Below are 13,380 nucleotides of genomic sequence, written 5' to 3'. Positions count from 1 at the left end.
CGTCTCCCCTGTTCTTGTCGGTTGAGGGGGATTTGATGAGCGGTCTTGTGCTGGCGATCGACCAGGGAACGACGTCGAGCCGCGCGGTTCTGTTCGATGGCGACATGAAGGTGGTCGGCGTTGGCCAGAAGGAATTCACACAGCATTATCCGGCCTCCGGCTGGGTCGAGCATGATCCGGAAGAAATCTGGGCAAGCGTGGTCACAACCGTCAAGTCGGCCATGACCAAAGCCAAATGCGGTGCTGCCGATATCGCGGCGATCGGCATCACAAACCAGCGCGAAACGGTCGTCATCTGGGACAAGGCTACCGGCAAGCCGATCCACAACGCCATCGTCTGGCAGGATCGCCGCACCGCGCCGCTCTGCGCAAGGCTGCGCAAACAGGGCCTGGAGCCGAAGTTCAGCCGGAAAACCGGTCTGCTGCTCGACCCATATTTCTCCGGCACCAAGATCGCCTGGATGCTGGACAAGGTGAAGGGCGCGCGCAAGCGGGCCGAGAACGGCGAGCTGTTGGCCGGCACCATCGACAGTTTCCTGACCTGGCGGTTGACAGCTGGCAACGTCCACGCCACCGACGCCACCAACGCCTCACGCACGCTCGTCTACAACATCGAGAAGAACGAGTGGGATACCGAGCTTCTGCGTATCCTCGGCATTCCGGCCGCGATGCTGCCGCAGGTGAAGGATTGCGCCGCCGATTATGGGAGCACGGACAAAAGCCTGTTCGGCGCAGAGATCAGGATTCTCGGGGTCGCCGGCGACCAGCAGGCTGCGACCATCGGTCAGGCCTGTTTCCAGCCAGGCATGATGAAATCGACCTACGGCACCGGTTGCTTTGCGCTGCTCAACACCGGCGCCGACATGGTGCGTTCGAAGAACCGGCTGCTCACCACCATTGCCTACCGGCTGGACGGCAAGACCACCTATGCGCTTGAAGGTTCGATCTTCATCGCCGGCGCAGCCGTCCAGTGGCTTCGCGACGGGTTGAAGATCATCGGCAAAGCCGACGAAACCGGCAAGCTTGCCGCCGAAGCGGACCCTACCCAATCCGTCTATCTGGTGCCGGCCTTTGTCGGCCTCGGAGCGCCGCATTGGGATGCCGATGCGCGCGGCGCTATCTACGGCCTGACCCGCAATTCCGGTCCGGCCGAATTCGCCCGCGCCACGCTGGAATCGGTTGCCTTCCAGACGCGCGACCTGCTTGATGCCATGCGCAAGGATTGGAAGAGCGGCAATGCCAGGACCGTCTTGCGCGTCGATGGCGGCATGGTCGCCTCCGACTGGACCATGCAGCGCCTGGCAGACATTCTTGACGCGCCGGTCGACCGTCCGACGATCCTGGAAACGACGGCGCTGGGCGCAGCCTGGCTGGCCGGTTCCAAGGCCGGCGTCTGGCCGACGGCAGAGGAATTTGCGGAAGCCTGGGCGCTCGACCGCCGCTTCACACCGCAAATGGATGCCGCCACGCGCAACACCAAGCTGAAAGGCTGGCGCGACGCCGTGCGGCGCACCCTGAGCGCATAGGGCAGGCACGATCAGGAGTTCGCCGCGCGGGGCCGCCCCCACGCGAGGTGTGGACGGCATCGACACATCAGTCATTGTCCGCTTTTTTCGTGCCGGCAAAGCGGGCACCCCGATGCTCGTCGAGCCTCGGCGCCCGGACCAGTTCAGCGATGCCGTATTCCGAGAAGCGGATCGGTTGGCGGACAACCCACTGCTTGACGCCATCGGCGCGGGTGAGTTCCTGCAGCATACCGCGCGCCTGAAGCTGCCTGTCGTGCTGCAGATCGGCGAGCCGGTTCACCGGCCCCCACATCTGACCCGAGGCATCCATGATCCTTTCCCATTCCTCCCGGCTGCGCGTTGCGATCGTTGCAGCAATCCGGTCACGCAGGACGGTCCGCTCCGCGACGCGCGCCGACCGTTTCATTCCCGCCAGATCGGCGAGACCCAGATCGAGGCACAGCCGGTCCCAATAGGCATCCTCATGCGCGATCGACAGGGTGATCCATTTTCCGTCAGCGCAGCAGAAAATGTCATAGGCAGGCTCCGCCTGCGGCGGCGGAACGTCCTGCTGGCCAACCATGCCCACAAAAGGCGTGAGGAGCGCCGTTACCGAATCCGACATGGCGACGTCGACATAGCTGCCGCGTCCCGTCCGCTCGCGCGCCTGCAACGCCGAAAGAATGCCGATGACGGCAAAGAGGCCCGAAGCGTTATCGCCCAAAAGAAGCGCAGGCGGCTGCCCGGTTACGGCACCGTCGAGCCGCTCCTCCAGCGCCCCGCCGACGCCTTGCAAGGACAGGTCATGCGCAGGGCGGTCGCGATATGGACCGGTCTGGCCATAACCGGAGATCGAACAATAGATGAGTCGCGGGTTCAACGCCGATAGGGCAGCATAGCCCAGCCCCTGCTTCTCAAGCTTGCCGGGCCGGAACCCCTCGATGAACACATCTGCCGTAGCGACCAGGTCCAGGAGTTCCTTTTTTTGCGCCGGATCTCGTATGTCCAGCGCCACGCTGCGCTTGCCCCGGTTCAGCGCCTCGTAGAACCCGGTGAGAAAACGTGAGGGGTCGCCGCTCCCCGGCCGCTCCACCTGGATCACATCGGCGCCCAGATCGCCGAGAACCATTGTCGCCAGCGGGCCGGGATACTGTTCGGCCATCGACAGGATGCGCAGACCGGCAAGCGGCAGTTTGGGGCTGTCGGTCATGCCTGCACCGGCTTTCCGTAGGCTACCGGCCGGTCGAAATCGAGCGCCGCCTTCAGATAGAAGCGCTTGAAATCTTCGATGTGGCGGCGCGCCCAGGCCTCCGCCTCCACCCCGTCGCGGTGTTCGATGGCAGCGACGATCCGTTCATGCGCGGTAATCATGCGCTCCGACGTGTCGATCGTATCGACCAGATCCGAGACCATCGGCAGGAACAGGTCGTGCAGCGGCTGGCGCATAGTCTGGAAGATCTCGTTGTTGGTCGCCTCGCAGACCAGAAGGTGGAACTCGGCATCGAGAGCCGAGAGCTTTACCTGATTGTCCACCGCAGCCCGGCTTTCCCGCAGGTTGCGGTGCAGCCGCGCGATCTGGGTGCTGCTCGCGCTGGCCGCAGCCAGCCGCGCCAGAACCGGGTCGAAGGCGAGGTTGGCCTCGTAGAGTTCGCGCACGGTGATCTGGCGCATGATCAGCGCCTGCGCGGTACGGTCGGCCAGATGGGTCCCGTCAGGTACGCTGACCACCAGCCGTTTCTGCGACTTGCGCCGCAGCATCCCGGTTTCTTCCAGCAGACGGATGCCCTCGCGCACGGTCGATCGATGCACCCCAAAGCGTTCGGCCAGGGTAATCTCGGGCGGCAATTGTTCGCCCGGCCGGATTTCCCCGGCAAGTATCTGTTCGGAGATCCTGTCAGCGAGCACCCGATAGGCCGGTTGGTTTTGGGCAGTCACGCCATCCGTCATTTCTGTCCTTCACTTTTGCGGGTCAGCCGCTGATCTGCGTAGCGATGCGGCGAGAGTCGAACGTGGGCGCGGGCGGATGGCGGCAGGCTGCGCTGTGGCTCCTACAGTCCTAAATGGCGGCAACAGCATGCACTCTCCTTCTCGCCCGGCTCAGAAATCCGTCAGGTCCGGCAGCATTTCGCTCTCATTCGGCAGCGCGCGGCGGCCGATGGCCATGCGATGCGCCTCGGAAGGGCCGTCATAGATGCGGAAGGCGCGGATCGACCGGTATATGTGTTCGACCGGCGTCATGCTCGTCACCCCCAGCCCGCCGAGGATCTGCACTGCCCGGTCCGCGACCCTCGAAGTTGCCTCGGAGACGAAAACCTTAGCCATGCTGCTTTCGTGACGACCGGTCGCCCCGCTGTCGAGCACCGCGCAGGCATGTGCCGTCACCTGGCGCGCCGCATAAAGATCGATTTCGTTGTCGGCGAGCATGAAGCTTGCACCCTGGTGGCGGCCCAGCACATTGCCGAAAAGATGCCGTTGCGCCGCATGCGACCGCGCGACGTCGTGGCAGCGCACGGCCGCGCCCAGCCAGCGCATGCAATGGGTCAGCCGGGCCGGAGCGAGCCGCACCTGCGCATAGCGGAAGGCCTCCCCCGGCTCGCCCAGGATCTGATCCTTGTGAACCCGCACATTGTCGAGATCGACGATGCAATGGCCGCCGGTGCTGTCATGGGCCATGACCTCCATCGGGCGGATGATGTTGATGCCGGGCGTATCGATCGGCGCCAGGAACATGGTCGGCGGCGCATCTGCCGCCATACCGTCGCGCGCCATGATGATGGCAAAGGCCGCGCCGATCGCGCCGGTAATGAACCATTTGCGCCCGGTTATGACGTAGTCGTCGCCATCGCGCACCGCGACGCTCTTCATCATGGCCGGATCGGCACCGGCACCACCAGGCTCGGTCATCAGAAAGCACGACCTTTCGCCCTCGCATAGCGGGCGCAGATATTCCTCGCGCTGGCTGCCCTGCGCCACGACGTGCAGGAGATGCTGGTTGCCCTCGTCTGGCGCGGCACAATGCAGTGCCGGCGGTCCAAGCAGCGAATAACCCGCCGCCTCGAGTATCTTGGCTTTGCCGCGGTGGTCCAGATCGCGTCCGCCGTAAGCCGAGGGAAGATGCAGCCCATAGAGACCGGCAGCGCGGGCACGCGCCATCAGTTCGCGACGCAGATCCTCGCTCACCTCATGGCCGGTGGCACGCCAGGCCGCCTCCTCCGGAATGCACTCGCGGATCACAAACTCGCGGACGCGCGCGGCCAGATGGTCGATTTCGTCCGCCTCGTCCTTGACCGTCACATGGCTGTATCGATTTGTCATCGCAACACCTCAAATCAATTTGCCGTCAAGCGCATCAAGCCCGAGCGCAAAAGCGCCAGGGGCGGCTGCGCCGAATTTCTCGTTGCGTGCATATCCGGCCGGATCGGCCTGGAAGCGATCATAAAGCTGCAGGTAGATTACCCCGAGCTTTGCAAAAGCAAGGCCGATGAAAAAGCGCAGCTCGGCCTCATCGCGCCCACGATCCCGGCCGCAGGCACGCATATAGGCCTCGACCAGTTCGCGGCGCGTCAGGGCACCCGGCGCCTCGGAATGGGTCAGGTTTATCGCTCGCAACTGAGGCGGATCGTCGGGCGCGGCCCAATAGGTCAAAAGCGTCGCCAGATCGAAGAACGGCGAACCCAGCGTCGCCATATCCCAATCCAGCACGGCTTGCGGCACAAGTGTCGCAGGATCGACCACGATATTGTCGAGTTTGAAATCATTGTGGATGACCGAAACCCGGCCTTCCCCGGGCAGGCTTTCGGCCAGCTTGCGGCACAATAACTCCGCCTCAGGCGGCGATGCGGTTCGCGCGCCATCCAGCCGCGCCGTCCAGCCGCGCAAGGTGCGTGCGGCAAAACCCTCGGCCCGGCCAAGAACTCCCGCGCCGATGGCCGCGATGTCAAATCCATGAAGCTGCGTCAGGATGTCGACCTGCAACGCCGACAGATCTCGCGCCTGCGCCGGCGTCATCGCCGTCCCCAGTGGCTGCTGGCCATGTAGCGGCAGGCCGGCGCGGAACTCCGAAATCAGGAAAGGCGCGCCAAGCACCGCAGGGTCATCGCAAAACGCCATTGGACGCGGCGCAAGCGGCCAGACCGGCGCCAGCACCGACAGCGCCCGGAACTCGCGCCCCATATCGTTGCCGCCCTTGGGAATCTCGCCCAGCGGCGGGCGGCGCAGGACGGCCCATTCTTCGCCGACCCGGATCAGATAGTTGAGATTGCCATAACCGCCCGAAAATTGCAGCGGCCGGGCGGAGGCGTCGAAATCCTGTCCCCTTCCCGCGAGATAGCGCGCCAGCGCCTGGCGATCGAAGGCCACCGTCGCGGCTGGACTTCGCAATAGCACGGCGGCAACGGGGAGTTCGGGCCCCTGATCCATCTCAGACAGCCCAGCTTTGCGCATCATCGACGGCAATTGCCGCGCCATTCACAAAGCTGCTAGCCGGATCGCAGAGAAACAGGAGCGCACTGTCCAGATCCTGCGGTGCGCCGACCCGGCGGCGCGGCAGGCGGGCCAGTTCAGCCTTGCCGCGCTCGGTTTCCCAGAAACTGTCGTTGATCTCGGTCCGGATATAGCCGGGACAGATCGCGTTCACCCTGATTCCGTGCCGCGCCCACTCCAGCGCATGGCTCGCGGTCATGTGCCGCAAAGCGGCCTTGGACATGCAATAGAGCGAAACACCCGCCCCGACGCGCTCGGACAACATCGACGCAATATTGACGATGGCACCACCTGTCTTGTCGGCAATCCAGCCGGAGGCACAAAGCTGCGACAAGCGCCAGGGCGCGCGCAGGTTCACCGCCATGGTCTGCTCAAATTCCGCAAGCGTATTCTCATGCGCCCGGCCCGGCAGGCTGATCCCCGCATTGTTCACGAGGATCGTCGGCGCCCCGAGCTTTGAGCGGACCCCGGCTACCAGCGCATCCGGGGCACTCGGATCGACGGCGTCGAAGGCGAAGGAGGCACAGGAAATGCCTTCGGCCCGCAGCCGGCCCTCCAGCGCCTCCAGCCGGTCCAGCCGACGCGCCGCAAGGGCGACCGCGGCCCCATGACGACCGAGCACTTCGGCAAAGCGTGTGCCGAGTCCACCCGAGGCACCTGTCACAATGGCAATTTGTCCATGAAGATCGGTCATCTCTCTCCTCCAAGAGCCCGAGCCTCTTAAATATCAGGCATATCCCGCATAATGTCGGACATTTTGAGATTTGCAACAAGAAAGGAGCGCTACTTCCCTTACATTGACAGAAATAGCTTGCTCAAATGCCCGACAATATGTCGGACATTGAGCAAGCGTAGGCCCAGATTGTGGATTACGGTATCGGTGCTGACGCCTGCGGCGGTTGGCATACCCATCAGTCATGCCGGGTTTGTCACTGGAGCCCTGACGGCTCTGTCTTGTTGCACTTCATCGTGCCTTTAACGATTAGAAATAGGGATGATGCAGGGAAACGGCCATCGGATGGCGTGCCGTCCGGGCACGCCTGTCAAGAAGATGCCCCCATTTCAATCGAGGCGATCCAGAGCTAAACGGCCGCAGTTACGACGATCTCTACCTTGTATTCAGGAAGCGCGAGACGGACTTCGCCGGTGGCCCGCGCCGGCGCGTTTCCGGGAGCCACCCATGCGTCCCATACCTTGTTCATCTCGTCGAAGTCGGCCATGTCGGCCAGCCAGATCGTGGCCTGGAGAAGCCGTGACTTGTTGGTTCCGGCTTCCTCGAGCAGCCGGTCGATCGACGCAAGGATGGTCCTTGTCTGCTCGCCGGCATTGTCCCCGGGCTTGCCGACCTGGCCAGCTAGATAGACCGTCTGGTTGTGGATGACGATCGCGCTGGACCGAGGGCGGGTGCCGATGCGCTTGATGGTCAAGGCGCTTCTCCTGTCTATGCCGTGACGCATTTGGCGAGTGCCGCCAGACACGCATCGATCGAGGCCTGCTCGATCCCGGCATATTGCTCGAAACTGTCGATCACCCTTGCGCCAAGCTGCTGTTCGAACAGCTTCTGGTTCGGGCTCTCGGCAAAATGCTGCGCCTCGTCATCGCCCAGATTGGAGCGGAAGATGCCAGCCGCGCTGACCGGTAGGAAATCTTCATAGACGATCGGATCGAACTGGAGGACACCCGCCTCGACGAGCTGATTGATGTCGCCCGCAGCAACCGCCTGCTGCGAGGCATTCTTGCCATCACCGGCGAGCGAATAGGAGAAATAACCGAGCCGTTCCTTGCGGATCGCCGCCCACTCGTCGGGGAAGGCCGCAAAAGCGCCCGCCAGCGCATCGACATAGGCGGCCGCATTGCTGCCGTCGGCAGTGGGGCGAATATGCTTGCGCGTCTCTTCCAGCAGCCGGTCATAAAGCGAGCGGCCTTTCGGCGTCAGGGCGATGCCGCGCTGTTCGACCTCGCCGAAGCGGGCGGTGTGGGAACCTGTCGTCCAGGTGCCGTCGCTGCCACGGAAGGAGATGTCTTCCTCCAGCGCCTTGAACGAGGTCTGGCGCAGCAGGATCGGGCACTGGCGCGTGGGCGGGCCCTCAACGAAAGCCTTCGGCGCGATGCCGCGGGCTGGCATGCCACGTTGCACGGCGTCGATGTCGAGCGTGCGCGGCGTCAGATGATTGATGTGGGGACCGTTGAACGACACCACGTCGGCGACCAGCCGGTGCGCATCGTGCAACCGGCGGTAGAGATCGGCATCCACCCTGGCCCTATCATGCCAGCGGAAGGTTTCCAGCACCTCGGCAACGAACAGAGCGGCGTCGCTTTCGTCAAGCCCGCCGTCACGCTCGGCCGTTTCGACCAGGCGGCGCGTCGTCGGCGTGAAGATGTCGCGCGCAGCCAGGGTTTGACGGGCTTCCTCGCGTAACGCCTCGTCGGCCAGAAGGTCGAGCCTAAGCAGCGAAGTGAAGACCCGGAAAGGATTGCGATTGAGCGCTGCTTCGTCGATCGGCCGGAAGGCGGTCGAATGGACCGGCACGCCCGCCGTGCTAAGGTCGTAATAGCCGACCGGGTACATGCCCATGACGGCAAAGACCCGGCGCATCATGGCCAGCTCCTCTGCCGTACCGAGGCGGATCGCCCCGTGCCGCTCTTCCGAGATGCGGTCGAGAGAATCCGAGCGCTCGAGCCGGCTGCGCAATTGCGGGTCATGCTCCAGCATGGCGCGGTTCACCTCTGCCACCAGCGACAGGAGTTCACCATAGGCGGGGACCTCCTTGCGATACATCTCCGACATCGCCGCCGAGAAGGCGGACCTGATGTCATCGGCCGAAACGAACATTTTTTGCTGCATGGCCATTCCTTTACCCATCTAGAAAAAACCCGGCGCTATACGAGGTTGCACCAATTTCTTTGCCAAACTTACGAAGTCTCAGGCGGTGCCGATCACCTTGCCGGGGTTCATCGTGCCCGAAGGGTCGAGGGCGGCCTTGACGCGCTGCATCAATTCCAGCTCGATCGGCTCCTTGTAGTGGCTCAATTCGCCGGCCTTCAGCAGCCCGATGCCATGCTCGGCCGAGAACGAGCCGCCAAGCCGGACGGCGATGCCATGAACGATATCGTTCATCTCCCGCCAGCAATCGAGAAAGGCCTGGGGATCCATGCCTTCCGGCTGGGTCAGATTGTAGTGAAGATTGCCGTCGCCGAGATGACCGAAGGCACACAGGCGCGTGCCGGGCCTTGCCGCGATGACCGCAGCATCGGCCGCGCGCAGGAACTCGGGAATGCGCGAAACAGGGACCGCCACATCATGCTTGATGCTGGCGCCCGCCGGCTTCTGTGCCTCCGGAATACGCTCGCGCAGGCGCCAGAAGACAGCCGCCTGGTCAAGGCTCTCGGCAATCACCGCGTCCTGGATGAGTTCCTGTTCGAGCGCCTCGCCGAGCACCTCTTCCATGGTTTCGCGCAGCGCATTGCCGCCCTGTGATCCGGAAAGCTCCAGCAGGACAAACCATGGATAGGCATCCGCAATGGGCTTTGCATCGCCACTATGGGCGCTCGCCAGATCGAGCGCAAAGCCCGACATCAGCTCGAAGGCGGTGATGGCTTCGCTGGCCCGTGCCTTCAGCCTTGCCAGCAGGGCCAGGGCATGGTCGACATCGGCAAGCACGCACAGCGCGGTATGCCGCTCTCGCGGCAGCGCAAATAGTTTCAGCACCGCCTTGGTTATGATGCCGAGCGTCCCTTCCGACCCGATGAAGAGATGCTTCAGCGCATAGCCGGTATTGTCCTTGTGAAGCGCGCGCAGGCCGTTCCAGATGCGGCCGTCCGGCAACACCACTTCGAGACCGAGCACAAGGTCGCGCGTATTGCCATAGCGCAGCACATTGATACCGCCAGCATTGCTGGCGATGTTGCCGCCAATCTGGCAGCTTCCCTCGGCCCCGAGGCTTAACGGAAACAGGCAATCCTTTTCTTCGGCGGCATTCTGGATCGTCTCCAGAATGGCCCCGGCCTCGACCGTCATGGTGTAATCGATCGCATCGACGCCGAGTATGCGGTTCATGCGCTTCAGCGATATCACCACCTCCCCGGCACCGGTGACTGCGCCACCGACCAGACCGGTATTGCCACCCTGCGGCACGACCGGAACACCCGCCTCGGCACAGATGCGCACCGCCGTCGCCACTTCCTCTGTCGATCGCGGCAGGACGGCGATTTTCGCAGCACCGCGGTAAAGGCCGCGCTCCTCATGCAGGAAGGGCTCAAGGCCGTCGGAATCGGTAATGACGCGATCGTCGCCGAGCGCCTGCCTCAGCCGGGCGGCCAGATCGTCACTTGCGATGGCAGTGGTGGCGTCCATGTTCAAGATCTCCGGTCGGCTTTCATCCATGCTGCACGCATTTGGCCTACAGCCCCAGCCATTGCTCGAGCCGGTCGCGGGTCCGGTAGTAATTGCCGATGATGGGCAGGAACCAGGGGTTGCCCCGGTAGAGCGGATTGGAAGGAAACGCCAATTCCTCGAAGACGGACGGACCGCTGTTACGGCCAAGCAGTTTGCGCGCCGTCTGGTGGCCGAGATGGGTTGCCATCGTCACGCCGGTGCCCTGGCAGCCGCCGGCAAAGTGAATGCCGCCTTGCTCACCCATATGCGGCAGCATGTCGAAGGAAAAGGCGACATTGCCCTTCCAGGCATGGGTGATCCTGGTGTTCTTCAATTGCGGCCACACGTTGCACATGAAGCGATGCAGGGTCTGCGCCGTTTGACGCTCGGCTGAATCGCGAAAGCTCGCCCGTCCGCCGAAAATGATGCGCCTGCGGTCTGGCGAAAGGCGGAAATAGTAGAGAATCCGCTTTGTATCCACGAGCATGCGGCCATTCGGATTGAGTTCACGGATAAGGTCCTCGGGGAGCTCTTCCGTCGCGATGATGAAGCTCGCAATCGGGATCAGGCGACGCTGCAGATAGGGCAGGACACGGCCGCTATAGCCGTTGGTGGCAACGAAAACCTTTTCGGCCCAAAGGTCGCCGCTGGCGGTCTTCAACCGGAAGCCGCCCTGGCTCCGTTCGATCGAAGTCACCGCGCTGAGGCCGTGCAGGCTGCCGCCGGCAGCCTGGAACGCCTGACGCAGCGAGCGGTGATATCGCGCCGGGTTAAGGCCGCCGCCATCAGTGACAAGCATGCCGCCGTGATAGTAGTCGCTGCCTATTTCCTCCCGCTGGCGTTCCCTGGGCACCATGCTGGTGGAGAATCCCGTCTCCTTCGCCAGCGTCACCGCCTGTTTTTCCAGCCGGCGATAGGCACCTGGCGAATGCGCGCCGGTAAAGCGCCCGCAGCGCGAATAATCGGCGTCGAGATTTTCCGCGGCAATGAAGGCTTCAAGGTGATGGAAGGAGTCCACCGCCTCATCGATGACGCGCTTGAAGCGCTCCTCGCCAAGCTTTGCACGCATCGCTGCCGGCAGCTTGAGCCCGCCGCTCACCATGCCGCCATTGCGGGTGCTGGCCCCCTCGCCTATCCGTCCGGAATCGAGCACCGCGACACGCAGGCCCGACCGGGCAAGCTCCAGCCCGGCTGCAAGACCGCAATAGCCACTACCGACGATCGCGACGTCCACCTTGGACGGAAGCGGATTGCGCTCTTCCATCGGTGGCGCCTCGTCCCACCAGAACGGCCTGACCGCGAAGTCAGGATGAAAGATGCCATCGCTGCGGTCGGATACTGTCGATCCTGGTGCGACGCGCGATGAACGGGTCTCCGTGAGCGTTGTCATTGCGCCACCTTCTCGCGGGCATGCGCGGGGTTGAAGTTCTCGCGCACGAAGCGCTCATATTGCTTGACCTCACGATCGACCCGCGCTGCGTCCCAGCCCAGGGTATCGGCAACCGCCTCGGCGGCGAGGCGCGCGGCTTTCAGCCCCATTGCGTGCGTCCAACCAAGATCGGTGCGCCGGAACAAGAGGTCGACAAGCGTTTTTACATGCTCGTGACGGGCGGCATGCTGCAGGTCGGCCAGCTTGAACTGCGGGTATTCCGGATCGACCGGCAACGAGTTCTGGTTCTCCGGAAAGAGCTTGGCTGCATGAGACAGGGGCTGTGCGGTGCGTGTCGGCTTCAAGGTGCGGCCAACGCGTTCGGTGATCTTCGATCCCGCGTAGCGATGGTTCATGATCGGCGTGCCGGTCAGCGCGACCACATTCGGCATGCCCTCGTCGGCAAGTTCATGAATGGTCAGCGCCTTGATGCCTTCCTTTGCCATGCTCGACGTACGCGGACGGATGCCGCACCACGAGTAGATCACGTCGCTGGGCTTCAGCTTGAGGGTCGGGAACAACCGATTGGCTTGGTCGAGGATGAAATCGATCTCCTCCGGCAACACGCGGGCATCGTCCGGGTCGCCCTCGAACACCGTCTCCGTCGGCCCGAAGAAGTGGTATTTGCCCCAAGGCATGCAATAGAAGGGCTGGTCAATGCTGCTGATCGTCTCCAGCCCCTGCCCTTCGCATTCGGGCGGCAGCTTGACGACCACATTGACACCCTTGATGCCGACGAGGTGCTTGCGCGAAGGCTTGCCGACCGTGGCGTTGACCCGGTCGACCCAGGGCCCCGCGGTGTTGACGATCATCTTTCCGGTGACGGTTACGGTATCGCCCGGCGAAAGCGCATCCTCGACGGTAACGGCCCAGCTCTCTTCCCCGCGCTGCTCCAGCCTGGTCACGCGGGCATAGTTGCGGATGTCGGCGCCGAGGCGCTCGGCATCAAGAACCGTATCGACGCAGATACGCTCGGCCCAGTTATACTGGTATTCGGTATAGACGGCGATGCTCGACAGATCCTTGTGCTCGGCCATCAGGCCGACCATGCCGTATTTGCGGGCCGCCTTCTTGACCGCCATGCGCCTATATTGAAGGCTGACGCGGCGCAGGCCGAGCCACTCCAGGGCGCGGAACCCCAGATCGACCTTCCAGCCGGGATATTGCCCGCCCTTGTAGACGGGGAAGAAGAAGGTCAGCGGCTTCAACCGCTCCGGCATGGTTTTCACCAATTGCGCGCGGCACTTCATCGCCAGCCCCGCCATCCACAGCCGGCGGACGAGATCACGCGGGTGAATGATGAATTTCCAGATCGGATAGTCGGGCGACAGATGTGCAAGGCCGCAATAGAGAAGCCGGCTGGACCTGCTGCTGGTGCCGCTGCCGAAATCGCCCTTGTCGAGCAGCAGGACCTTGTAGCCGGTTGCGGCAAGGTTCTGCGCCGCACTCGCGCCAGCCGCGCCACCGCCAATCACGACCACGTCGTAAGCCTGATTGTCGATCTCCGATAGTTGCTTGGTCACTAAAATGCTCCAGAAATTTGCATCATGGTTGCCGCTCAGACAGAGCGGCCATGCAGGGAGGGTTGC

The 13,380-nt window shown here is 63.3% G+C and carries 11 protein-coding genes; 1 reads left to right on the top strand and 10 read right to left on the bottom strand.

The features are described from left to right. Nucleotides 1–35: 35 nt before the first annotated feature. Entirely contained in the window at nt 36–1,526 is a 1,491-nt protein-coding gene (gene glpK / locus EET67_RS12730) for a glycerol kinase GlpK (RefSeq protein ID WP_128626556.1), read from the top strand. Between the two features lie 67 nt (nt 1,527–1,593). Here glpK and EET67_RS12725 read toward each other — a convergent pair whose 3' ends face one another. The 10 genes from EET67_RS12725 to EET67_RS12680 all read right to left on the bottom strand — a co-directional run bounded on the left by EET67_RS12725 (nt 1,594) and on the right by EET67_RS12680 (nt 13,314). Further along, nucleotides 1,594–2,715 (bottom strand): CaiB/BaiF CoA transferase family protein, encoded by a 1,122-nt coding sequence (locus tag EET67_RS12725; RefSeq protein WP_128626555.1) that lies wholly within the window; start codon nt 2,713–2,715, stop codon nt 1,594–1,596. Next, the gene (locus EET67_RS12720) at nt 2,712–3,452 is read right to left on the bottom strand and encodes a FadR/GntR family transcriptional regulator (protein WP_128626554.1); all 741 of its coding nucleotides are present in this window, start codon (nt 3,450–3,452) and stop codon (nt 2,712–2,714) included. The genes EET67_RS12725 and EET67_RS12720 overlap by 4 nt, the downstream gene beginning before the upstream one ends. A gap of 150 nt (nt 3,453–3,602) precedes the next feature. Continuing rightward, nucleotides 3,603–4,820: an acyl-CoA dehydrogenase family protein gene (locus EET67_RS12715; protein ID WP_128626553.1), complete on the bottom strand. Its 1,218-nt coding sequence runs from the start codon at nt 4,818–4,820 to the stop codon at nt 3,603–3,605. A 9-nt stretch (nt 4,821–4,829) separates the two neighbouring features. After that, a complete protein-coding gene (locus EET67_RS12710) occupies nt 4,830–5,951 on the bottom strand; it encodes a phosphotransferase family protein (protein WP_165899891.1) in 1,122 nt (373 codons plus the stop codon). After that, entirely contained in the window at nt 5,926–6,681 is a 756-nt protein-coding gene (locus EET67_RS12705; RefSeq protein ID WP_128626551.1) for an SDR family NAD(P)-dependent oxidoreductase, read from the bottom strand. The genes EET67_RS12710 and EET67_RS12705 overlap by 26 nt, the downstream gene beginning before the upstream one ends. Nucleotides 6,682–7,069: 388 nt before the next feature. Beyond that, complete coding sequence (locus EET67_RS12700; protein ID WP_170313230.1) at nt 7,070–7,414, bottom strand: RidA family protein; 345 nt, start codon at nt 7,412–7,414, stop codon at nt 7,070–7,072. 14 nt (nt 7,415–7,428) lie between these two features. After that, nucleotides 7,429–8,832 carry a 2-oxoadipate dioxygenase/decarboxylase HglS gene (hglS, locus tag EET67_RS12695; RefSeq protein WP_128626549.1) on the bottom strand — a complete coding sequence of 468 codons (1,404 nt, stop codon included), beginning with the start codon at nt 8,830–8,832 and terminating at the stop codon, nt 7,429–7,431. A gap of 78 nt (nt 8,833–8,910) precedes the next feature. Next, nucleotides 8,911–10,341: an FAD-binding oxidoreductase gene (locus EET67_RS12690; protein ID WP_128626548.1), complete on the bottom strand. Its 1,431-nt coding sequence runs from the start codon at nt 10,339–10,341 to the stop codon at nt 8,911–8,913. A 46-nt stretch (nt 10,342–10,387) separates the two neighbouring features. After that, entirely contained in the window at nt 10,388–11,752 is a 1,365-nt protein-coding gene (locus EET67_RS12685) for an NAD(P)/FAD-dependent oxidoreductase (RefSeq protein WP_128626547.1), read from the bottom strand. Next, on the bottom strand, nt 11,749–13,314 hold the full coding sequence (locus tag EET67_RS12680; RefSeq protein WP_165899890.1) for an FAD-dependent oxidoreductase: 1,566 nt from the start codon (nt 13,312–13,314) through the stop codon (nt 11,749–11,751). Before EET67_RS12680 ends, EET67_RS12685 begins: the two co-directional genes overlap by 4 nt. Nucleotides 13,315–13,380 lie beyond the last annotated feature (66 nt).

Origin of the sequence: Borborobacter arsenicus (assembly GCF_003934165.1) — a bacterium.
Taxonomy (GTDB): Bacteria; Pseudomonadota; Alphaproteobacteria; order Rhizobiales; family Rhizobiaceae; genus Pseudaminobacter; species Pseudaminobacter arsenicus.
Note: the sequence above shows the minus strand (reverse complement) of the source record. Positions and strands in the feature narration are given on the sequence as shown.